This is a genomic window from Dechloromonas aromatica RCB, assembly GCF_000012425.1.
Genome location: NC_007298.1, coordinates 2,069,230 through 2,090,865, shown reverse-complemented (window position 1 = coordinate 2,090,865; position 21,636 = coordinate 2,069,230). Strand labels below are relative to the sequence as shown.

Here is a 21,636-nt window from a genome sequence, read left to right as displayed (position 1 = left end):
GACTCAGGCGAACAGACCGTGCAGGAACCAGCCCTGGGCATCGCGAAAGACCCATGCCCATTGCCCCAGCGGATTGCGGGCAACGAAATAGTCACGGCGCACGTCGCCGGTGGCACCAGCCTCCCCCTCATCCCACCAGCCGCTTTCCAGGCGCTCGGCCCGCGACAGCAGCTTCAATTGACCATGCCACTGCGGGCGACCAGCGCATTCAACCAGCGCCTGCGGATTGGGCAACAGCCATAACGGGCGATGCTGCCCAACGGCGGTGCTCGCCCGCATATCGTGAGGCGAACAGGTGACCACCTCATGCCGAAAGGTCGCGCATTCCGGACGATGGTCTGCCATCAGGGAAAGAGCCTGCACAGCCCCCTCCCCCAAGCGGGCACGCAGACGCTCCAGACAGGCCAACGCGCCTTCGCCAGTTGCCGCCTGTTCGAACAAGTGGGCGCTGGCACCTGGCTTGTCGAGCAGTTCATCGGCCTGCAAGCACAAGGCCTCGACAGGCGCCTTGAGTTGCAAGCGGGCAAGATGCTCGCGCAATAGCCGCATGAATCGCCCCTCGTCCGCCGCAGGCTCGGAAAAACGCAAGGCCAGCGGCGTTTTTTCCCCATCGTCGTGAGCCAAATGCAGCGTACAGCAACGCAGTAGCAATTGCCGCCCATGCAGCCATCCAGCCAGCGCTGCGAACAGACGTTGCCCGGCAAACGCCAGCGCTTCGGCATGTTCGACACGGGCCGGCAACTCAAGATCAATGGCGAAACTTTCAGGGAAAGCAAAGGGCTTCTGTGGATCTGGCAAATCGCCCCAGGCTCTCAGCAAATCATCCATCGGCTGATTGCCGATACGCCGCCGTAACCCGGCACCGGGCAACTGCCGCAAATCACCCAGCCGCTTGAGGCCGAACGATTCGAGCCGATCGATCACCTCCCCCGGCCACTCATCGATGGCACAAGGCAAGTCGGCCAAGGCGGCCTGCATGGCAGAGATTTCGATATGGATGCCAGCACAAGCGTTCCGTGCCAGCCAGGATGCGCCAAGGGGGGTCGGTGCCGCAGCCCAGTTCGTTGAGTAGGATTGCTCGGCACAACCAGCCAATACAGCCTCGATAATCGCCGGCGCACCGCCGAACAAACGCAGGCAACTGCCGATTTCCAGCAACAAGACATCCGGCGACACCACACTGATCGTCGGCGTAAAGCGACCAGCCCAACAGGCCAGACTTTCCAGCGCCTTTATTTCTCGGACCTCATCTCGTTCAAACACCATCAGCCCTGGTTGCAGGCCAAGCGCCGTCGACAGCTTTTGCCCGGCGCAGACGCCAGCAAGCCTTGCCGCCAGATCGCCGACCAGCACCCGCCCACGACTGACCACGGCGCTAGGCGACTGGCGTAGCGGCAATGCCTCGATCGGCAACAAGGGAAAGTGCAGGGCCAGCCACAGCACGCGAGCTTCTCCCGGGACGGGGTATGGACAAGGCGAGCGACCGGGAAACCGGCCTGCCGCGCCGCTTGATGATGCGGACCGACAGTTCGCCGTGACCAGCCTCCCGCCCCGTGTTCAACATCAGGCGCAGCGGAGCCGGTGACGGTACCTGAGCAACCGCAGTCGACCGCCATAAACAGGCAAAAACCGGTCGCCCCTCGGCGGCCACCTGCAAGCGACGCAGGGCGCGGGCATCAATGCCCGCCTCGGGCCAGGCCAGCACACCGGCAAAGCCGCCACTGGCAAGCAATTGCTCGACACACCAAGCCACATTCCTGCCGGCCTGAACGATGACCAGCCGCTCCAGAGCCAACCCTGCCGCCGCCCAGGCCGGTGCGTGCGGCTGCCAGGGCGGCGCCACCAGCGCCAGCCAGCCCCCCTCGGCAGACAATTTGGCCAAGGCCGGTAACAGCAGGCTCATTTCACCAACACTGCCGCGATCGACGAGTATTTCTGTCAGATTTCCACGTGGCCAGCCACCACCCGGCAGTTCAGCATCAAGTTCGGCGTGGCCGCTTGGAATCGCAGCTTCAGGCAGGGAGGCCAGCATGTCGCCGCGCCAGACATCGCCCCTGGCCAGCACATCCGCCAAAGCGAGCGACGACGGCACGGGCATCACGACAGCTTGGAAACAGCCCCGCGAATCAGGCCGACAGCAATGCCTTCGATGGCGAAATCGACTGCTTCCGGATCAACGATGATCGGCTCGAAATCAGGATTTTCGGCAATCAGCCTGATCTGACCACCACTGCGCTCCAGGCGCTTGACCGTGACCTCTTCATCCAGCCGGGCGACAACGATCTGGCCGTCACGCGCCTGGTTGGTCTTGTGCACGGCAAGCAAGTCGCCATCAAAGATGCCGACATCGATCATCGACAGACCGCGCACCTTGAGCAAAAAATCAGCCTTCGGCGCAAACAGGCTGGCATCCAGCGCATAGCGACCCTGCATGTTCTCGACGGCCAGGATGGGCGAGCCAGCGGCGACACTGCCAATCAACGGCAAACCAAGCTGTTCAACGAGTCGTATGCCTCGCGCCGAACCGGGTTCGAGTACGATGGCACCTTTCTTGGCCAGTGCCTTGAGGTGGTCTTCCGCCGCATTGGGCGAAGCGAAACCGAAGGCGCTGGAAATTTCCATACGCGTCGGCGGCGCACCGAGCACCTCGAGGGTACTCTTGATGAAGTCGAGAATTTCCTGCTGACGTGGCGTGAGTTTCATGGCCGGCCTCCGCTAAAAACCATTGACTGTATTTTTGTACAGTAATCGATTTTTGGCAAGCGGAAAATCAGGTCGGCAAGTCGAAACCCTTCAGCTTGCGGTACATGTCCACCGCATAGGAATCGGTCATTCCGGCGACAAAATCGGCCACCTGCAACAGGCGAATGTATGGATCGGTATCCGGCTCACCATTGTGGCCAAGGAACTGAGCCGGCAACAACTTGAGCAACATGCGTTCGCGGGTGGTGAAACGGGCATGACCAGCTTTCGCCTCGACCGCATTGGTAAATAAGCCAAGCAAGGCGCCAAGCACCTCGAAGCCTGCCGTTTCGATTTCCAGCGCCGGGCGGGCCGTGTAGATCGTTTCCTTGGCCAGTTTGAGAATGGCCTGCAGGGGATGGGAGATCGGCGAGTTCTCAAGCAGCTCGTCATCGAACGTGCCACTCAGGATGGCGTCCTCGTTTTCCAGAAAAACCGCCGCGGCACTTTCAAGAAGGCAGCCGATGGCCTTGGCACGCAGGTACTCCAGGCGCTCTTTTGGATCGTGCAGCCGATCCAGCCGCCCGCCATTGACCGTATTCCCGGCCAGGTCGGCCAGCAGACATTCGGCGTCCTTGTAATGCACGAAACCGAGCCGCGAAGCGTCTTCCAGATCGACAATCAGGTAACAGGTATCGTCGGCCACCTCGACCAGGAAAGCCAGCGGATGGCGCCGCCAGGCGGTACCCGGGATACGTTCGACCAGACCGGTCGCGCGGGCCACTTGCTGAAAGGCCCCAACATCCTGCTGGAAGAAGCCAAACTTCTTGCCGCTCTTGCCATCCAGCTCAGCGTCAAGATGGGATGGCCGTGGATATTTGGTAAAGGTCGCCAGGACCGCACTACTTAACTGCAGGCCGCCTGGGTTGGCCGGGCTTTGCAGCCGACTGACGATGCGAAAACCTTGTGCATTACCCTCGTAGCGCTCGAAATCTGCCTTCTGCGCTGGCGTGAAGTCGTGACGTTCAAGCAGGCCGGAATGGCGGAACCATTCGCGGATGGCGTCCTCGCCGGCATGGCCGAAGGGTGGATTGCCAATGTCGTGGGCCAGACAAGCGGCGGCGACGATGGCGCCAAAATCACCAGACTCGACATGCTGCAAACCGTGCCGGGCAATGATCTCGCGCCCAACCACAGCGCCGAGCGAACGCCCGACACAACTGACCTCAAGGCTGTGCGTCAGGCGAGTCCGGACATAGTCGCTCTTGGACAGCGGGAAAACCTGCGTCTTGTCCTTCATTCTCCGGAAGGCAGAAGTGAAGACGATGCGGTCGTAATCCTGCTGGAATGCCGTACGCTCAGCCGTACCGGGCGCCTTGCCGGCCCCCAGGCGTTCGCTCGACAGCAGCTTTTCCCAGATTTTTCGTTTGCCCATGCTCTTCGAATTCGATGATGCGATGGGCTGCGAGTTTACTCTGCTTCGAGTACGGCCCGCACGTGATCAGGCACCGGAACCGATTTTCCGGTCTGGGTATTCATCCACACCACCTTGGCCGCGCCTTCGGCGTAGAGCTTGTCATCACCCTCGATGCGCATTTCAACGTAGGTCTGGAAACTGGAACGGCCGATTGCTCCGACATAAGTCCGTACCTCAACCATTCCCGGATAAGTCATCGGAATCATGAACGTGCAGCTGGCATTGATGATCACCGGCCCGTCGCCGCCCGGTCGAACCGGTACTTTCATTTCCTCGATCCATTCGACCCGCGCCTGTTCCATGTAGCGGAAATAGATGGTGTTATTAACGTGTCCGTAGGCGTCCATATCGCCCCAGCGGATCGGCATTTTCGTGACGTGGATAAGCTTTTTCTTGTGTTCCATAATCCTGAATACTAGAGTGGTGTTGATCAAAGCATTTCCATACTGTACCGTATTGAAAATAAGCTAACAATAAAACTTAGGAGACATCATGGAACGCGAATCCATGGAATTTGACGTCGTCATCATTGGTGGCGGCCCGGCTGGCTTGGCTTCGGCCATTCGGCTGAAGCAACTGGCAGCAGAAAAAGGAACTGATCTGGGCGTCTGCCTGATCGAAAAAGGCGCCGAAATTGGCGCCCATATTCTTTCCGGTGCCGTCATGGACCCGCGCGCCCTGACTGAGCTTCTACCCGACTGGCAGAAAGACGGCGCCCCGCTCAACGCCCCCGTTTCCGAAGACCGCTTCTTTATCCTCTCCGAAACCGGCGCCACCAAGGTACCGAACAGCCTGCTGCCCAACTGCTTCCATAACGAAGGCAATTACGTCATCTCGCTGGGCAATGTCTGCCGCTGGCTCGGCGAACAGGCGGAAGCCTTGGGCGTTGAAATCTACCCCGGCTTTGCCGGTGCCGAAGTGCTGTTCGACGAAAACGGTGCCGTCAAGGGTGTAGCCACGGGCGACATGGGTCGCCTGCACGACGGTTCCGAAGGCCCGAATTTCCAGATGGGCATGGAACTGCTCGGCAAATACACGTTTTTCGCTGAAGGTTGTCGCGGCCATCTCGGCAAGCAGCTGATGGAGAAATTCAACCTCAATGCCGACGCCGACCCGCAAACCTATGGCATCGGCCTCAAGGAACTGTGGGAAATCGAGCCGGACAAACACCAGCTCGGCCTCGTCATCCACAGCGGCGGCTGGCCGATGCAGCCGGACACCTACGGTGGCGGCTTTCTCTACCATCTGGAAAACAACCAGATCGCCGTCGGCTTTGTCGTCGGACTTGGTTACAGCAACCCGCACCTGTCGCCCTACGAGGAATTCCAGCGTTTCAAGACACATCCGGAAATCCGCAAGTTCCTAGAAGGTGGCAAGCGCATCGCCTATGGTGCCCGCGCGCTGACCGCCGGTGGCCTGCAGTCCTTGCCCAAGCTGACCTTCCCCGGCGGCGTCCTGATCGGTGACGATGCCGGCTTGCTGAATGCCGCCCGGATCAAGGGGTCGCACTGCGCCATCAAATCCGGCGCCCTGGCGGCTGAGGCCTGCTTCGAAGCGCTGACGGCCGAACGCCAGCACGACGAACTGACTGCCTACCCGGAAACCTTCAAGAAGAGCTGGCTGTTCGAAGAGCTGCATCAGACGCGCAATTTCAAGCCATGGATGGCCAAGGGCCTGATGCTCGGCTCCATCATGTTCGGCATTGACCAGGTTCTGCTGCGCGGCAAGGCACCATGGACGCTGCATCACACGACCCCCGACCACGCCAAACTGAAACCAGCAGCCGAATGCGAACCCATCGCCTACCCCAAGCCGGATGGCGTGATCACCTTTGACCGCCTGTCCTCCGTTTTCCTCTCCAGCACCAATCACGAGGAAGACCAGCCCTGCCATCTGCAGTTGAAAGACGCCAGCATTCCTATCAGCGTCAATCTCGCCAAATACGACGCCCCGGAACAGCGTTTCTGCCCGGCTGGCGTCTATGAAATCCTGCGCGATGAAAGCGGTGGTAACCCGCGCCTGCAGATCAACGCGCAGAATTGCGTACATTGCAAGACCTGCGATATCAAGGATCCAACCCAGAACATCAACTGGGTTGTTCCGCAAGGTGGCGAAGGCCCAACTTACCCCAATATGTAAGCAGAAACCGGAAACCGCGTTCGCATACCGCGAATCGCGGTTTCCCGGTTTATAATCTTGCGGCTAAACCCCTTAGGGAGAACAACACATGGGCTTTCTCGCCGACAAGAAGATTCTAATTACCGGACTGCTGTCCAAGCATTCCATCGCCTATGGCATCGCCAAGGCATGCCACCGTGAAGGCGCCCAACTCGCCTTCACCTACCAGAATGAGCGCTTCGAAGATCGAATCAAGAAGTTTGCCGCCGAGTTCGGCAGCGACATCACCATTCCGGTCGACGTCAGCAGCGATGAGCAGATCGACAACCTTTTCGTCGAACTAGCCAAGCACTGGGACGGTCTGGATGGCTTGGTTCACTCCATCGCCTACGCTCCGACCGAAGCCATCGAAGGCGATTTCCTGAACGGCATCACCCGTGACGCCTTCCGCATCGCCCACGAAATCTCGTCGTATAGCTACCCGGCACTGGTCAAGGCCGCTCGCCCGATGATGCAGGGTCGCAGGAGCTCAGCCCTTGCGCTCTCCTATCTTGGCGCCGAGCGCACCATGCCGAACTACAACACCATGGGTCTGGCCAAGGCCAGCCTGGAAGCAGCTACCCGTTACCTGGCTTTCTGCCTCGGCCCTGAAGGCATCCGCGCCAACGCCATTTCGGCCGGCCCGATCAAGACCCTGGCGGCTTCCGGTATCGGCAATTTTGGCAAGCTGCTCGCCTACAACTCGCACAACGCCCCGCTGCGCCGCAACGTGACCATCGATGAAGTCGGCAACGCGGCCGCCTTCATGCTGTCCGATCTGGCCAGCGGCATCACCGGTGAAATCATGTACGTCGATGGCGGCATGAACACCGTGGCACTGGGTAATGCGGACCCGCTACCGGCCTAAGTAAATATTTTCGCGGCCAGCGCCGCAAAAAGGCAAAACGCCGATCCGGTTTTATACCGGTCGGCGTTTTTAATTTATGGTTTGGACAAAACGTGCTGCAGAATAATTTTGCCCAGCGCCTCGGGCTCTATCGGTTTGGCAATGTGGTCCACCATTCCGGTAGCAAAGCATTTTTGCCGCTCTTCACTGAAGGCGTGAGCAGTCTGGGCAATAATGGGCAGCTCGGGTAGCAGTTCGTGTATCCGACGCGTCGCTTCAAAACCGTCCATCTCAGGCATCTGTAGATCCATCAGCACAACATCATAGGCATCCTGACCATCGTGGATCACTCGCTCCACTGCCTCCAAGCCATTGCTGACCAGAACGACACCCGCACCATATTCAATCAAAATTTCTTCAAGCACCAGGCGATTGATCGCCTCATCATCGGCAACCAGCACTGAAATACCCGCCAGAGGCTTCCGCACCTTATCCACTTCTCCTTGCGAGGCGGCTTGCCTATCCACAGACGGTTCTGGCTTCACGTAGGGCAGACAAAATTCGACGCTGGTACCAACACCGGGGAGACTGTCGATGCTGACTTTTCCGTTCATCAACTCCAGAATGCGTTTGCTGATCGCCAGTCCAAGGCCGGTACCACCAAACTTTCGGCTGGCCGAAGCATCCACCTGATGAAAAGGATTGAACAAAGTGCCAATCTGCTCGGCACTCATGCCGATCCCGGTGTCCGCAACCTTGAAGAGCAACATGCCATCTCGACAATTGACTGACAGGGTAACGCTGCCGACCTCAGTGAATTTGACCGCATTGGAAAGTATGTTGAGAAGTACCTGCCCCATGCGTAACGGGTCGCTGATACAGGTCAGCGGCAGATCGGGCGCGAGTTCGACCTGCAGTTCGATCTGCTTGGCGCGGGCACGCTCCCTGAGCAAGTCGAGCGCATGTTCGACAACCTCCGAAAGAACGACCTCCGTCTGCTCGATCCGTAGCTTCCCAGCCTCGATCTTGGAAAAGTCGAGAATGTCATTGATCACACCAAGCAGACGGTTGCCGGAAAGCTGTATCTTGGCAAACGAATCTCGTGCTTTCTCGCTATTCTCGGCGTTGCGATAGCCAATCTGGGCAAAGCCCAGGACGCCATTGAGCGGCGTTCGAATTTCATGGCTCATATTGGCAAGAAACTCACTCTTTATCTTGGCCAGACTCTCTGCGGCAATCAGCGCCTGCTCCCGAGCCTGCGCAGCAGCCCGCTGAACGCTAACGTCAATGAAACTGGTGACCGCGCCAGTAATTTGACCGTTCTGAAGCATGGGATGGGTGGCATACATCACCGGAACGGCGTGACCGTCGGCATGCCAGTAAACCTCATCATCGACACGAACCTTCTGGCCCAGTCGCAAAGCATTGTAGCTGGGGCAATCAGCGGCAGAATAAGGAGAACCATCCTGCTTGCTGTGGTGAAACAAGGAGTGCGCAGGTAGGCCGATGACCTGCTCGGCGCCATAGCCAAGAATCGCGCAGGCCGCTGGATTGATAAAGGTGATGATGCCGTTGCAATCGATCCCGTATAACCCATCGGCGCTGGATTCCAAAATATGGCTGGCCCTGGCCTCGGTTTGCATCAGTTCCGAAGTGCGCTGCTGAACGAGCTCTGCCAGATGACGATGATGCCGCTCCAACTCGGCTTCGATCCGTGTGCGCTCGGTGATGTCCCGAAATACGTTGACCGCCCCGGTCACTTTTCCATCCCGCTCAATGGATGAAACCGTAAATTCGACGGGGAAGGATGAGCCATCCTTTCGCCAATACAACCCGTCACTCACATGCCGCCGCTCACCGTCGCGAAGCGTCTTGAAAACCGGGCAGTCTTCGTTATGAAAAGGTTTCCCATCGATATCATGATGATGCGTCAGATCATGCAGATTGAGCCCGATGCCTTCATTCTCATTCCAACCAAACATCTTGCGCGCCGCCGGATTAACGAAAATCACCCGGCCCTCCAGATCGACACCACATATACCTTCGGCTGCCGACGAGAGAATCAGTTCACTCTGCCGCCATGCAGCATCAGTCTGGCGATTCAATTGCTCAAGCTTGGCGGTATATTCCGCATCTTGGCGCAGCAGCGCCTCCCGATCCGCTTCCCGCCTTTTCCAGGCGCGCCCAATCAGAAATGATGAAACCAGGCTGGCCAGCACGAACAAACCGGCCAGCAAGACAATACTCAGGGAATCCTTCCACCATTTGGCCAGGTAATCCTCTTCGGCCAATCCAACGACCAGATATAGGGGGTAGTGACCAAGCTGCCGGAAGTAGAAGGTCCGAGTAATCCCGTCCACCCCGGAACGAGTATGGTAACTGGCGGCACGTTTGCCCGAATTAATAAGGGCATGCAAGTCCGCAGAAGGGTTAGCAAAACCCACCGATGCACCACGAGTATCGGACCTGGTATAACGTGCAATCAATGTACTCTGGTCCCACAGACCGACATTTCCTTTTTCGCCCAGATCTATATTGGCGAACATGGCAATGAAACGATCAACGGCAACTGCCACATGGACATCACCGGCAAAAGAACCATCGGGATGGTTGATACGGCGCCCCAAGGTGATCATCCATTTCTCTGCCGCGCGGCCCATGACCGGCTTTGAAAAAACCAGCCCGGCATTTGGATCATCCCGCAGGCGAATGAACTGTGGGCGGTCGGCAATGCTGGCATTGCGAACCTTGATGTCATTAACCGCGTAGCGGATGATGCCCTGAGCATCCACCACGCGCAGTCCGAGCGCTTCCGGAACATGAGCATCCTGAAGCGCGATATATTTCTCCAGCGCCTTCTGGTTAATTCCGCCGCTGGCCATCTGCCGCTCCACCTCTTCGGCGACCGTCAGCAGCGTGATATCGATCTTGCTGATAAATCCGGCAAGACTTTCCTCCAGAATCTTCGAGTAATTTTCAGTCAGAATCTCCGCCTGACTGATCTCCTGAGCCCGGTTTCTTTCGAGCACGAGGATGACCATACTGACAACGAAGAGGTTGATCAGGAAAGCGCCACCCCATAGCAATCGAAGAATGCTTTGGCGTTTCTCTATGGATACGGCCGACTTCGGATTCCCCGTCATGTCCTTACCTGATTCGTAGCTCCTGCAACAGAGGGTCACTAAGGCGGTGAAAGCCCTTCCCCAAGCGCATTTCACGACCCTCCCTGCAAGAATAGCACCCTCGTTCTCTCGCAAGCTAGAGACTTGGCTCGTTGCTCAAAATAATGCGGCAACTGCATATAAAAAAGCGGGCCGCAGCCCGCTGTTTTCATGAAGTTTTGAAGAAGCTTACTTCTCCTTGGCTTCCAACGCCGCCTGGTTAACTTCTACCTTGTAGCGGCTGCGCAGTGCGGCCAGATAGAGCTGCACCTCTTCCTTGGCCACCAGATTACCGAGTTGCTGCAGCATGCCCTTCTTGCTCGCTTCATCCAGATTTTCGCCAGCAACCACCTTGCTCAGTTTGTACAAGGCATAGCCGGTTCCCGGCAACTCAACTCCCGTATAAGCCGGCAGCTTGCCGGTTTCCATCCGGAACACCGACTGTGCGGCCGGCGGCGGAATCAGACGGGAATCCAGACGCGACACGGACTTGGCAGCCCCCCAATTCAGCTTGTCCTCACCCTTTTTCAGCGCTTCCAGACGGGCCTCGCCATCTTTGCTGGCCAGCACTTGTGCTTCCTTACGCTTCAACATGGTTTCAATGCCCGCCTTGACGCCATCGAACGGCTGCAAGGCAGTTGGCTTGTAATCGATCAGACGTGCGGCAACCAGCGTGTTGGGCGCAATTTCCACTGCCTCGGTGTTGCGCTTGTTCTTGACCGAATCGTCGGAGAACAGGGCGGCCATGATCTTCTCGTTGCCCAGTACGCCGTTGGCCGGATTGGCCTGACGACCCAACCAGTCGGATTGCTTGATGGTCAGCTTGAATTTCTCGGCGACTGGTTTCAGGCTGTCCGATTGCTCATAGACCATGTTGCTGAATGCTTCGGCGGCTTCGGCGAATTTGCGGGAAGAACCGGTTTTCTTCAACTCGGCTTCGATTTCACCCTTGACGTCAGCCAGCGGCTTTTCCTTGGCGGCATGAATGCCGGTCACCTTGATGATGTGAAAACCGAAATCGGATTCGACAACCCCCGAAATCTCACCATCCTTCAAGCCGAAGGCCGTATCTTCAAAAGACTTCACCATCATGCCGCGACCGAAGAAGCCCAGATCGCCACCCTTGGACGCTGAACCCGGATCATCGGAGTTCTTCTTGGCCAGATCGGCAAAGGCAGCCGGGTTCTTGCGAATTTCAGCCAGCAGTTCTTCGGCCTTGGCTTTTGCCTTGTCTTTTCCGAGCTTTTCGGAAGCCAGCAGGATGTGGCTGGCCCGGCGTTCCTCGGCCGCCTGGAAACGATCCTTATGGCCGTCGTACCAGGCCTTGATTTCAGCATCGCTCACCGACAGCTGAGAGCCAATCGAATCCATCGACAGCACGACATATTCAGCCTTGGCCTGCTCCGGCATCTGGAATTGCTGGCCATTCTCGTCATAGAACTTCCTGACGGCATCGTCGGCCAGTTTAACTTTGTCGAGGTAGCTCTCAAGGCTGAAGCGGTATTCCATCACTTCGCGCTTCTCGGTCTGCAGGGACAGCAGTCGGTCGCTGACAGAACGGGCAACCAGACCGGATTGTCCGACCGCCGATGCCAGCTGTTGCAGGGTCAGATCCTGACGCAGCTGCGCTTCGAAACCAGTGGGCGACATGCCTTGAGCACGCAAGGCAGCTTCATAACGTTCGGTCGAGAACTTGCCATCAACCTTGAAGGCTTCGATTGCACCGATCGTCTGGCGTATCGCATCGTTGCTGACGCTCATATGCTTCTTGCTGGCCTCGACCAACAGCAGGCGCTGGTTGATCAGGTCATCAAGAATGGCCCGGCGCGCCTCTGGATTATCCAGCATCTTGGCATCGAACTGGGCGCCCAGCTGGGTGCGCAGGCGTTCCTGCTGCTCACGCAAGGTTTGCTGGAACTGCTGCTGGGTGATCTTGATATCACCAATGGAGGCGACGTCCCCACCGGATCCAGCACTGCGCATATAGGAATCAACGCCAAAAAACGCAAAAGGCAGCGTGATTAGCGCAAGAAAAACCTGGACGATTCTTTTGTTGTTGCGGACTGCGTCGAACATGAGCAGAAAAATCCTTCGAATGCGTTCAAAAAGGCAAAAGCTGCTTGCCAAAAGGGGGCAATGATACCGTAGTTTGTGCCTCCATCATTTGATTTGGGGGCGGGAAAAGATAGCGCCGAGGCGTCGCACGGCATCCTCGATTTCTGGCGTGTGCGGGTTGCCGCAATTGAGGCGCAGGCAGTTGCGATACATGCCGCTGGGTGAAAACAGCTCCCCCGGCACGTAGGCCAAATTTTCCGCAATCGCCTGCTCGTAAAGGAGCGTGGTATCGAAGGCTTCCGGCAACTCGACCCATAGCACATACCCCCCCTGTGGCTGGGCGATGCGGGTCGCTGCCGGAAAATAGCGGCTGACGGCCAGCCGCATGGCCTCCACCTGGCGCTCGTAGGCCCGGCGCAGCGTTCGCAGGTGGCGATCATAGGCCCCCGACTCCAGATATTCGGCCAGCACATGCTGGGTGATCGGATTGGTCCCCCCGCTCGAAATTGTCTTGTGCAAGGCAACCGCCGAACGGTAGCGACCGGCTGCAACGAAACCGATGCGCAACGACGGCGACAGGCTTTTCGAAAACGACGAACAAAGCAACACGTTACCAGTCTTGTCGTAGGCCTTGATTGGCCAGGGCCGTTCATTGCCAAGGTGCAAATCACCGTAGATGTCGTCTTCAATCACTGCGACGCCGCGCGCGGCGGTCAGCGTCGCGAACAGGCGTTTCCTTTCGTCTGGCATGACGCAACCGAGCGGATTGCTGCCATTCGAGACGAGCAGACAGGCGGCAACCCGGCCCTGACGAGTCGCAAGTTCCAGCGCATCGAGCGACATGCCGGTGCGCGGATCGGTAGGAATCTCCAGCGCCTTCAGCCCCAAAGTCTCCAGCAGTTGGAGCATCAGATAATAGGCCGGCGACTCGACGGCCACTGTGTCACCGGGCTTGGTGACCGCCCTCAGGCACAACCCAAGCGATTCGGTGCAGGAATTGGTGATAATTAATTCTTCAGCCGCCACGGGCCCACCCCAAGCCAGGGAACGGCGCACCAGTTGGCGAACCAAGGCCGGTTCGTCCATATTGATGTGGCTACCACCCGACAACAGTTCAGGATGGCGCCGGACGACTCCGGCGTAAAGGCGGTTCAAAGCGGCCACCGGCAACAGCGCTGAGGCTGGTAGCGCCGCAGCCAGCGGGGCAACTCCCGGCCCGGTGCCGGCCTGCAAGACCCTGACCAGGCGCTGCGAGATATCAACCGGCATGGGCGCTTCAGGGGTCGAACGCAGCTGCGGTTCGGCGTGGCTTGTCTTTGCCTGCCGAACGAAATACCCCGACTGAGGCCGCGCCTCGACCAGCCCCCTGTCTTCAAGTTGGTGTAAGGCCTGAAGCACGGTAGATACAGAAAGGCGCCGCTCTCTCGAGAGTTGCCTGACCGATGGCAGCCGATCACCGCGACTGAGCACGCCGCTTTCGACCATGCCAGCCAATTCGCTGGCCAGTTGTTCATAACGTAATAGCTGTTCGCTCATGAAACACCAGTACAGATGAGGAATCCGACAACCGGCACAGTTTTAATTTTCAAATACTGTACCGATCACAATTTAACTTCATTGTGACTGTATCACCGCGGATCACAGCCCTACACTGTCTCCATGACAAACGTAGAGAGCGCCATGAAAATCGATCTCGTTTCCAGCGAGCTATACCTGACGAACAGCGATCCAGTTCGTCTGAGCAGGGCCCGTGGTGTTCGTATCCGTTGTGTCGGCGGAACAATCTGGATCACGACGCCTGACCGGCTTGCCGATATTTTTTTGGAGCTTGGGGAAAGCCACCTGATCGACAGCCAAGGCTTGGTGCTCGTCGAAAGCGTCAATGATGGTCGGGTCTGCTTGGAGAGGGAACGCCAGAGCAATGGGCTCACAGATTGGCTCGAATGGCTAAGGTGTACCTGCATCAAGCGCCGGAATATGCCATTTACCGCTTGCGCGCTCCGGGCAGAGCGCTAGGGCATGAGCCAAAGCCAAGCCTCTGGAACAGCCCCATCAATCAAATAGACCAGGCTGCATTGGCAACAGATTTTCCTGTTTGACCGTCAGACGAACCGGCACCCCCTGCCGCCCAATGGCCTCGACCACCATCCGGCCACCTGAAGCTTCGGCAATGACCCGGACATTGCGGGTGGAGTTGCTGCTCCGTCCACGATAGGTGGCAACCGTACCGGCGTTGGGTAAGCAGTCGGATTTTATTCTGGGCATGGCGCTAACCCCCGCTGTCTGGATGTATGAAGGCTAACCCCGAATACGCAAAATTCGAATACTGTACATCCATACAGTTATCGGTTAATCTTTGCTCACTGCCAAATCACTGGCTATCCATACAGCAATCAAACCACCACAGACGGAGGTCATCACCATGGAACGCATTCAAAAACTGTTTGAACTGCTCGCTGGCATTTCCGCAGAAGAAGATGCCCGCCTGGCCCGGGCCAAGGCGATCTTTGCCGATAGCAGCCCCGATGTCGCCGCCCTGCAGATTCCCGCCTGCTGGCGCCGGAAGCAACGGGTCAGCCTGCAATAAAAAAAGGCGGCCGCAGCCGCCTTTTGGCATTACCGATCGGGCTAGCGATCAGAATTCATCCTTGACGACCGGAAAGCCGAGCGCATCCCAGTCCAGCATGCCACCACGGTAGTAATAAATTTTGTCGGCCGGAAAACCATCGCGCACCATGGCGTTGATTGCCGTCGGACTTTGCGGGCATACCGGACCATTACAGAAGGCATAAACCTTCTTGGCATTGCTGCAATCCCACTTGCCACCTGCCTTGCTGCAACCAAGCTCGTCCATGCGGCCAGCAACGAGGGTGTAAGGGATGTGATACGAGTTGGGGATCGTTCCCTTGATTCGGTCATCCGGCTCGCGCATGTCTACGATCAGTGCATCCTTGTCGTTCATCGCATGCAGCACTTCGATTTCAGTCACCGGATGCACGCCAGCCACCGGAATCAGGGGCTGCAACCACCCCTTGTTTTTGGCACAAGGCGTCATCGTGCGGGTAATGACAAACGGACCGCTCTTGGTCTGGACGACGAACTGTTTGTCCTCACCAATGATGCGCAGTAATTCCTTTTCCTCGGCCAATGAGCACAGCGCCAACGTAGAAAGACCGATAGCAAGTAGAAGTTTCTTGTACATGTAATTCCCCCTTTGGTTTTTGAATGATTCAGCACACAAAATAAGTGTGCGTTTATATATTAATTTATTAATGTTTTTTTTGGCAATTTGATCCATGTTGTTGCAAAAATCCACCGACGGTTAGGGCATGCATCTTCTGTTTGCTGGCCGCCCAATATCGACCACCACAAAATCCCCCTCTATCATGGTGTGTAAAGAGGCAAGAGAATGATGAAAACCACTCCACCAAGCTATATGAACGGGCGAGTCCGCCTCTATGTCGGCGACCTGACCGATCAAGCGGTCGACGCTATCGTCAATGCAGCCAACAGAACCCTGCTCGGCGGCGGCGGGGTTGATGGTGCGATTCATCGACGTGGCGGCCCAGCCATTCTCGACGCCTGCCGCGAACTTCGCCGCAGCCAGTGGCCAGATGGTTTGCCTACAGGTCAGGTCGCGCTTACCAACGGTGGAAAACTCCCGGCGCCTTACGTCATCCACACCGTCGGACCCATCTATGGACAACACAGGGGAAAAGAAGCTGAACTGCTTGCTGCCTGCTATCGCAACGCCATTGAGCTGGCGGCACACCTTGAACTGAAAAGCCTCGCCTTTCCTTCAATCTCAACCGGCGCCTTTGGCTACCCACCCGACAAGGCTGCGCTGATCGTTTCGCGTTCAATGCACAAGGTTCTCGATGAAATCGCTGCCATCGATGAAATCCGGCTGGTGTTTTTCAACGCGTCGCAGATGGAAACCTTCATCGCTCACCAGAATTTTCCGCGCTGATCTCGCTTCTGCCCCCTTGCCCATAACTGGCCCTGCGGCATAATTCAGCTTTCGGCCAGAAGCGGTATCCAAGCCGCCAGCCATCAATCATCTGGAGAACTCACTCATGAAGCGTATCGACATCGACAGCGCTATACGCTTGCACACACAATGGCGGCGCCAGTTCCTCAACGCCTTCGCAGGGGGGGCCTATGCGGATATGCCACTCTCCGAGCACCGTGGCTGCACACTTGGCAAAATGCTGAATGATGCCCAAGGCACCTACGTAGCGTCGCCCGAATACAAGGAACTCGTTGCGATCCACGACCGCTTCCATGCCCTGGCCAACGACATCGTCGATCTCAGCAACAATGGCCTCGGTGATTCTGCCGACCTGTTACTACCTGAACTCAACGAGGCTTCACATCAACTCGTCGGCCACCTGGATAAGTTGCGGGAACAGCGCTAGATAGCAGAAGACCGCCAAAAGCCCAGAAAAATGGCACAGAAACTCTGTGCCATTTTTCATTTCAGCCACCAAGCACCGATCAGCAACTCCTTGGAGCCCCAAACAAGCGACTGGCAATGCCCTGGGAAATCAGGCAGTCGGCTTTCCGACCTTTTTCTTTCGTGCAGCCGTCTTGGCCCGCTGCAGGCGCTGCAGGCGACGGCGGATTTCGTCAGAATCCATCCAGACGTCCGAGCCCTTGAGGATATTGGTAATTTCCGTATCCGACAGGAAAGGCGAACACAAGCGGGACATGACCTTCTCGAACCAGTTGCCGACGGCCGCGACCTCGGCCTGCTGTTCATTTCCCTTGCCGGCGAAAATCCCCGAATAGATATGGAACATCAGCTGGCAATTGTCATGGACGATCAACTCGTCGCCACTCAGGAAGATCAGCGCTGCCATCGAATAGGCGCGTGCCTCGAGAATTGTCACCACCCGGGCGTTCGAGGAAAAAATGTTGTTGATGATCTGCAGCCCGGTATTGAAATCGCCACCGGAAGAATTGATGTGGATATAGACCAGATCGGTCTCGCTCGCTGAACGCAGGGTATAAAACAACTCTGTGTAGTATTGCGGCTCGCGAATTTCTCCGCACAGGTAATAAGCCACCTGCCGAACCGGCAACTGCTGCTCGTAGCGAATCAAGCCACGAAACGGCACCAAATCTTCGGTCAGCGTTTCTTCATCAGGTGCTGAAGGCGGACGATGCATGGTATCTCCTTGGTGTTGTATTTTTGTTCATTATGATCCAACTCTAACGACGCCACCACGAGAATTCACCGGCCTTTTCGGGTTTTGAACAGGCAATGAAAAGGGACTCCGCAGAGTCCCTTTTGTTCAACGTCGCCCGACTCATCCCACCCAGCGACGGGCATTGCGGAACATCCGCATCCACGGCGAATCCTCGCCCCAGTTTTCCGGGTGCCAGGACATCTGCACGGTACGGAAGACACGCTCGGGGTGCGGCATCATGATCGTGAAGCGACCGTCGGCCGTGGTCACGGCGGTCAGGCCATTCGGCGAACCGTTCGGGTTGTACGGATAGACCTCAGTCGGCTCGCCCTTGTTATCAACGTAGCGAACGGCCGAAAGCACCTTGGCCTGGTCGTCAGCGTTGTCGAACACCGCCCTGCCCTCGCCATGCGAGACGACGATGGGGACTTGCGAACCTTCCATGCCGGCGAAGAAGATCGACGGCGAGTCGAGGATTTCGGTCATCACGAAGCGTGCTTCGAACTGCTCGACCTTGTTGCGGCGGAAAGCCGGCCAGTGTTCGGCGCCTGGGATGATGGACTTCAGCGCGCTCATCATCTGGCAACCGTTACAAACGCCAAGTGCGAAGGTGTCCGGACGGTTGAAGAAGGCGGCGAATTCGTCGCGGCAGCCATCATGCATCAGGATGGTCCGCGCCCAGCCGAGGCCAGCACCGAGCACATCGCCGTAGGAGAAGCCGCCACAGGCAACCAGGCCCTTGAAGTCCTTGAGGCTGACGCGGCCGGCCAGGATGTCGCTCATATGGACATCGACCGAGGCAAAGCCTGCCTTATCGAAGGCGGCGGCCATTTCGTAATGGCTGTTGACGCCCTGCTCACGCAGGATGGCGACGCGCGGACGGCCACTGATCTGGCCGTAGACCTTGGTGAAATCTTCCTGCGGGTCAAAAGTCAGCTTCGGCGTCAGGCCGGGGTCGGCGACGTCGAGGATGCGGTCAAATTCCTGCTGCGCGCAGCTCGGGTTGTCGCGCATGGCCTGCATCTGGTAGCTGGTTTCCGACCAGGCACGCTGCAGGTCGACACGCTTTTCACGCAGCACGCGCTTGGCGTTGCGGGTAACGCGGATTTCGTCCCACTCATTCATGGTGCCAATAAAATGGTAAGGCACACGCAGGGCACGCAGGATCGGCGTGACCTTTTCGCGGTCGGCGCGGCGAATCTGGATCAGGGCACCAAGTTCTTCGTTGAACAGGGCACGAACGATGTTCTCGAAATCGCGGCCAGCCAGCAGGTTGGTCAGCTTTTCCGAGCCATCGACATCGCCGGCGCCGGCGTCGTAACAGATGCCGTCGAGGTCGAGCGAAACGCCACGGCGGCTGGCGAAGGCCATTTCGCAGGCGGCCACGAACAGGCCGCCGTCGGAACGGTCGTGGTAGGCAAGCAGCAGGCCGTCGCGGTTGAGTTTCTGCACGGCATCGAACAGGCCCTTGAGCTTGGCCGGATCGTCGACATCCGGCGCATCGCTGCCGGTGGCATTGTAAACCTGGGCCAGACAGGAGCCGCCGAGGCGGCTCTGACCGAGATCGAGCAGCAGCAGTTCGGTTTCGCCCTGATCGACAGCCAGTTGCGGCGTTTTGGTCTTGCGCACGTCGTCGACCGCAGCAAACGAGGTGACGACCAGCGACAGCGGGGAAACGACCTGCTTCTTCTCGCCGCCCTCTTCCCAAGCGGTGCGCATCGACAGCGAATCCTTGCCGACCGGGATCGAGACGCCAATCGCCTTGCACAGGTCGGAAACAGCCTCGACGGTATCGAACAGGCGGGCATCTTCACCGGCAACGCCGCACGGCGCCATCCAGTTGGCCGACAGCTTGACCTTGCCCAATTCGCCGACATCGGCGGCGGCCAGGTTGGTCAGCGCCTCGCCGATGGCCATGCGGCCGGAAGCCGGCGCGTCGAACACGGCGAGCGGCGTGCGTTCGCCCATGGCGAAGGCCTCGCCGAGGTAACCCTGGTAGCCCATCGTCGTCACCGCGACGTCTGCCACCGGCACCTGCCACGGGCCGACCATCTGGTCGCGGGCAGTCATACCGCCAACGGACCGGTCGCCGATGGAGATCAGGAAAGTCTTGTCGGCGATGGTCGGCAGACGCATCAGGCGATAGGCGGCGTCCTTGAGTTCGATGGCAGTCGCGTCGAAGGAAACGAAGGTTTCCGGCTCATGCTTGACGTCGCGCGTCATGCGCGGTGGCTTGCCGAGCAGCGCTTCCATTTCCATATCGACCGGATTGACGCCGAAATGGGCATCGGTCACGGTCAAATGGCCGTCGCCGGTCGCTTCGCCGACCACGGCAAACGGGCAGCGCTCACGCTCGCACATGGCCTGGAATTCGGCGATGCGGTTCGGCGGAATGGCCAGCACGTAGCGTTCCTGCGATTCGTTGGACCAGATTTCGGCCGGCGACATGCCCGGCTCTTCAGTCGGCACCTTGCGCAGGTCGAACACAGCACCGACGCCACCCGAGTGGGCCAGTTCCGGCAGCGCGTTGGAGACGCCACCGGCACCGACGTCGTGCACCGACAGGATCGGATTGTTCTTGCCCATCTGCCAGCAGCGATCAATCACCTCTTGGGCGCGACGCTGGATTTCAGGGTTGCCACGCTGCACGGAGGCGAAATCGAGGTCTTCGGCATTGGCACCGGCCGTCATCGACGAGGCAGCACCGCCGCCCAGACCGATCAACATGCCTGGACCACCGAGCTGGATGAATTTCGTGCCGACCGGGAAGGTTTCTTCCTTGAACGACTGCTCGGCCTGGATGCTGCCCAGGCCGCCGGCGATCATGATCGGCTTGTGGTAGCCGCGCACCGTGCCGGCGACGTCCTGCTCATAGGTACGGAAATAGCCGGTCAGGTTCGGGCGGCCGAATTCGTTGTTGAAGGCGGCTGCACCGATCGGACCTTCGAGCATGATGTCGAGCGCCGAAGCGATGCGCGACGGGCGGCCGTAGGCCTTTTCCCACGCCTGCGGCGCATCCGGCAGATTCAGATTGGAGACCGAGAAACCGCAGAGGCCGGCCTTCGGCTTGGAGCCCTTGCCAGTAGCGCCTTCGTCGCGGATTTCGCCGCCGGAACCGGTCGACGCGCCCGGGAACGGGGAAATGGCGGTCGGGTGATTGTGCGTCTCGACCTTGGTCAGGATGTGGGTCAGCTCTTCCTTGTAGGAATAGCCGCGGTCGGCATCCGGGTAGAAACGCTGGATGGTTGCGCCTTCGATGATCGAGGCGTTGTCGGCATAGGCCATGACCGTGCCTTGCGGGGCGGCGGCATGGGTTTCGCGGATCATGCCGAACAACGTCTTGTCCTTGGCCTGCCCGTCGATCACCCAGGAAGCATTGAAAATCTTGTGGCGGCAGTGTTCGGAATTGGCCTGGGCGAACATCATCAGTTCGACGTCGGTCGGGTTACGGCCAGCCTTGGTGAACACGTCGAGCAGGTAATCGATTTCGTCATCGGACAGGGCCAAGCCAAGCGAGCCGTTGGCTTCGACCAGCGCCGCCTTGCCACCAGCCAGCACATCAACGGTATTCAGCGGCTTCGGCTCGAAATGGCGGAACAGTTCGCCAGCGGCCTCGAAGCCTGGCAGGACAGACTCAGTCATCCGGTCGTGCAGCAGGCCGGCTACAGTTTTCTTTTCCTCAGCAGTCAGGGCGCGGCCACCCTTGACCACAACATGGAAGGCGATAACACGCTCGATGCGTTCAATGGCATCCAGATCGCAATTCCAGGCAATGTCGGTGGCCTTGGAGGACCACGGCGAAATGGTGCCGATACGCGGGGCAACCAGGAACAACTCGCCGGCTTCGACGCCAGCTGCTTTCTCTTCAAGCAGCGTTGCCAGCTTGGTACGCTCGTCGGCATTCAGCGTGCGCTTCTGCGCCACCACGTGCCAGTAATCGGCCACCACCGATTCGATATCCGACACGGCCGCGACCAGGCGGGCTTGCAGGCGTTGCAGACGGAAGGCGGAAAAGGCGGCGTCGCCCTTGAGGCAAAGAATGTCGGCCATTGGGAGTGTGGTCTG

At 58.3% G+C, this 21,636-nt stretch carries 18 protein-coding genes; 6 read left to right on the top strand and 12 right to left on the bottom strand.

The window, feature by feature from the left end:
• Window positions 1-3: 3 nt before the first annotated feature.
• The 5 genes from DARO_RS09995 to DARO_RS09975 all read right to left on the bottom strand — a co-directional run bounded on the left by DARO_RS09995 (window position 4) and on the right by DARO_RS09975 (window position 4,563).
• Window positions 4-1,443 carry a Y-family DNA polymerase gene (locus DARO_RS09995; protein ID WP_011287689.1) on the bottom strand — a complete coding sequence of 480 codons (1,440 nt, stop codon included), beginning with the start codon at window positions 1,441-1,443 and terminating at the stop codon, window positions 4-6.
• Complete coding sequence (gene imuA, locus DARO_RS09990; RefSeq protein ID WP_011287688.1) at window positions 1,376-2,098, bottom strand: translesion DNA synthesis-associated protein ImuA; 723 nt, start codon at window positions 2,096-2,098, stop codon at window positions 1,376-1,378. The genes DARO_RS09995 and imuA overlap by 68 nt, the downstream gene beginning before the upstream one ends.
• A complete protein-coding gene (lexA, locus tag DARO_RS09985) occupies window positions 2,098-2,703 on the bottom strand; it encodes a transcriptional repressor LexA (protein ID WP_011287687.1) in 606 nt (201 codons plus the stop codon). The genes imuA and lexA overlap by 1 nt, the downstream gene beginning before the upstream one ends.
• Window positions 2,704-2,770: 67 nt before the next feature.
• Window positions 2,771-4,117: a deoxyguanosinetriphosphate triphosphohydrolase gene (locus tag DARO_RS09980; protein ID WP_011287686.1), complete on the bottom strand. Its 1,347-nt coding sequence runs from the start codon at window positions 4,115-4,117 to the stop codon at window positions 2,771-2,773.
• A 35-nt stretch (window positions 4,118-4,152) separates the two neighbouring features.
• Window positions 4,153-4,563 (bottom strand): acyl-CoA thioesterase, encoded by a 411-nt coding sequence (locus DARO_RS09975; RefSeq protein ID WP_011287685.1) that lies wholly within the window; start codon window positions 4,561-4,563, stop codon window positions 4,153-4,155.
• A gap of 88 nt (window positions 4,564-4,651) precedes the next feature.
• Between DARO_RS09975 and DARO_RS09970 the strand changes: the two genes are divergently transcribed.
• Both DARO_RS09970 and fabI read left to right on the top strand, forming a co-directional pair.
• Window positions 4,652-6,298: an electron transfer flavoprotein-ubiquinone oxidoreductase gene (locus DARO_RS09970; RefSeq protein WP_011287684.1), complete on the top strand. Its 1,647-nt coding sequence runs from the start codon at window positions 4,652-4,654 to the stop codon at window positions 6,296-6,298.
• An 88-nt stretch (window positions 6,299-6,386) separates the two neighbouring features.
• Window positions 6,387-7,184 (top strand): enoyl-ACP reductase FabI, encoded by a 798-nt coding sequence (gene fabI, locus DARO_RS09965; RefSeq protein ID WP_011287683.1) that lies wholly within the window; start codon window positions 6,387-6,389, stop codon window positions 7,182-7,184.
• Between the two features lie 74 nt (window positions 7,185-7,258).
• Here the strand turns inward: fabI and DARO_RS21700 are convergent, their stop codons facing one another.
• The 3 genes from DARO_RS21700 to DARO_RS09945 form a co-directional block, all read right to left on the bottom strand.
• A complete protein-coding gene (locus DARO_RS21700; RefSeq protein ID WP_011287682.1) occupies window positions 7,259-10,306 on the bottom strand; it encodes a PAS domain S-box protein in 3,048 nt (1,015 codons plus the stop codon).
• A gap of 207 nt (window positions 10,307-10,513) precedes the next feature.
• Window positions 10,514-12,400, bottom strand: coding sequence for a SurA N-terminal domain-containing protein (locus tag DARO_RS09950; RefSeq protein WP_011287681.1), 1,887 nt, complete (start codon window positions 12,398-12,400; stop codon window positions 10,514-10,516).
• Between the two features lie 84 nt (window positions 12,401-12,484).
• Entirely contained in the window at window positions 12,485-13,915 is a 1,431-nt protein-coding gene (locus DARO_RS09945) for an aminotransferase-like domain-containing protein (RefSeq protein ID WP_011287680.1), read from the bottom strand.
• Window positions 13,916-14,059: 144 nt separating this feature from the next.
• On the opposite strand from DARO_RS09945, the gene DARO_RS09940 reads away from it, so the two are divergent.
• Window positions 14,060-14,395 carry a DUF2917 domain-containing protein gene (locus tag DARO_RS09940; RefSeq protein WP_198134129.1) on the top strand — a complete coding sequence of 112 codons (336 nt, stop codon included), beginning with the start codon at window positions 14,060-14,062 and terminating at the stop codon, window positions 14,393-14,395.
• A gap of 36 nt (window positions 14,396-14,431) precedes the next feature.
• On the opposite strand, the gene DARO_RS22810 is transcribed toward DARO_RS09940, so the two are convergent.
• Window positions 14,432-14,644, bottom strand: a complete 213-nt coding sequence (locus DARO_RS22810; RefSeq protein WP_157037185.1) for a hypothetical protein — start codon at window positions 14,642-14,644, stop codon at window positions 14,432-14,434.
• 157 nt (window positions 14,645-14,801) lie between these two features.
• Between DARO_RS22810 and DARO_RS23060 the strand changes: the two genes are divergently transcribed.
• On the top strand, window positions 14,802-14,966 hold the full coding sequence (locus DARO_RS23060) for a hypothetical protein (protein WP_011287678.1): 165 nt from the start codon (window positions 14,802-14,804) through the stop codon (window positions 14,964-14,966).
• A gap of 48 nt (window positions 14,967-15,014) precedes the next feature.
• Here DARO_RS23060 and DARO_RS09935 read toward each other — a convergent pair whose 3' ends face one another.
• Window positions 15,015-15,581, bottom strand: coding sequence for a rhodanese-like domain-containing protein (locus DARO_RS09935; RefSeq protein ID WP_011287677.1), 567 nt, complete (start codon window positions 15,579-15,581; stop codon window positions 15,015-15,017).
• Window positions 15,582-15,788: 207 nt separating this feature from the next.
• Here DARO_RS09935 and DARO_RS09930 point away from each other — a divergent pair, with 207 nt between their 5' ends.
• Complete coding sequence (locus tag DARO_RS09930; RefSeq protein ID WP_011287676.1) at window positions 15,789-16,349, top strand: O-acetyl-ADP-ribose deacetylase; 561 nt, start codon at window positions 15,789-15,791, stop codon at window positions 16,347-16,349.
• Between the two features lie 106 nt (window positions 16,350-16,455).
• Complete coding sequence (locus DARO_RS09925) at window positions 16,456-16,797, top strand: CZB domain-containing protein (protein WP_011287675.1); 342 nt, start codon at window positions 16,456-16,458, stop codon at window positions 16,795-16,797.
• Window positions 16,798-16,926: 129 nt separating this feature from the next.
• Here the strand turns inward: DARO_RS09925 and DARO_RS09920 are convergent, their stop codons facing one another.
• Window positions 16,927-17,550, bottom strand: a complete 624-nt coding sequence (locus DARO_RS09920; protein ID WP_011287674.1) for a Clp protease ClpP — start codon at window positions 17,548-17,550, stop codon at window positions 16,927-16,929.
• A 141-nt stretch (window positions 17,551-17,691) separates the two neighbouring features.
• The gene (gene purL / locus DARO_RS09915; RefSeq protein ID WP_011287673.1) at window positions 17,692-21,621 is read right to left on the bottom strand and encodes a phosphoribosylformylglycinamidine synthase; all 3,930 of its coding nucleotides are present in this window, start codon (window positions 21,619-21,621) and stop codon (window positions 17,692-17,694) included.
• Window positions 21,622-21,636: the final 15 nt, after the last annotated feature.

Bases quoted from the DNA above. Each gene is read 5' to 3' on its own strand.
- imuA (WP_011287688.1), bottom strand. From the start codon at position 2,098: ATGCCCGTGCCGTCGTCGCTCGCTTTGGCGGATGTGCTGGCCAGGGGC.
- lexA (WP_011287687.1), bottom strand. From the start codon at position 2,703: ATGAAACTCACGCCACGTCAGCAGGAAATTCTCGACTTCATCAAGAGT.
- DARO_RS09980 (WP_011287686.1), bottom strand. From the start codon at position 4,117: ATGGGCAAACGAAAAATCTGGGAAAAGCTGCTGTCGAGCGAACGCCTG.
- DARO_RS09975 (WP_011287685.1), bottom strand. From the start codon at position 4,563: ATGGAACACAAGAAAAAGCTTATCCACGTCACGAAAATGCCGATCCGC.
- DARO_RS09970 (WP_011287684.1), top strand. From the start codon at position 4,652: ATGGAACGCGAATCCATGGAATTTGACGTCGTCATCATTGGTGGCGGC.
- fabI (WP_011287683.1), top strand. From the start codon at position 6,387: ATGGGCTTTCTCGCCGACAAGAAGATTCTAATTACCGGACTGCTGTCC.
- DARO_RS21700 (WP_011287682.1), bottom strand. From the start codon at position 10,306: ATGACGGGGAATCCGAAGTCGGCCGTATCCATAGAGAAACGCCAAAGC.
- DARO_RS09950 (WP_011287681.1), bottom strand. From the start codon at position 12,400: ATGTTCGACGCAGTCCGCAACAACAAAAGAATCGTCCAGGTTTTTCTT.
- DARO_RS09945 (WP_011287680.1), bottom strand. From the start codon at position 13,915: ATGAGCGAACAGCTATTACGTTATGAACAACTGGCCAGCGAATTGGCT.
- DARO_RS09940 (WP_198134129.1), top strand. From the start codon at position 14,060: ATGAAAATCGATCTCGTTTCCAGCGAGCTATACCTGACGAACAGCGAT.
- DARO_RS22810 (WP_157037185.1), bottom strand. From the start codon at position 14,644: ATGCCCAGAATAAAATCCGACTGCTTACCCAACGCCGGTACGGTTGCC.
- DARO_RS23060 (WP_011287678.1), top strand. From the start codon at position 14,802: ATGGAACGCATTCAAAAACTGTTTGAACTGCTCGCTGGCATTTCCGCA.
- DARO_RS09935 (WP_011287677.1), bottom strand. From the start codon at position 15,581: ATGTACAAGAAACTTCTACTTGCTATCGGTCTTTCTACGTTGGCGCTG.
- DARO_RS09930 (WP_011287676.1), top strand. From the start codon at position 15,789: ATGATGAAAACCACTCCACCAAGCTATATGAACGGGCGAGTCCGCCTC.
- DARO_RS09925 (WP_011287675.1), top strand. From the start codon at position 16,456: ATGAAGCGTATCGACATCGACAGCGCTATACGCTTGCACACACAATGG.
- DARO_RS09920 (WP_011287674.1), bottom strand. From the start codon at position 17,550: ATGCATCGTCCGCCTTCAGCACCTGATGAAGAAACGCTGACCGAAGAT.
- purL (WP_011287673.1), bottom strand. From the start codon at position 21,621: ATGGCCGACATTCTTTGCCTCAAGGGCGACGCCGCCTTTTCCGCCTTC.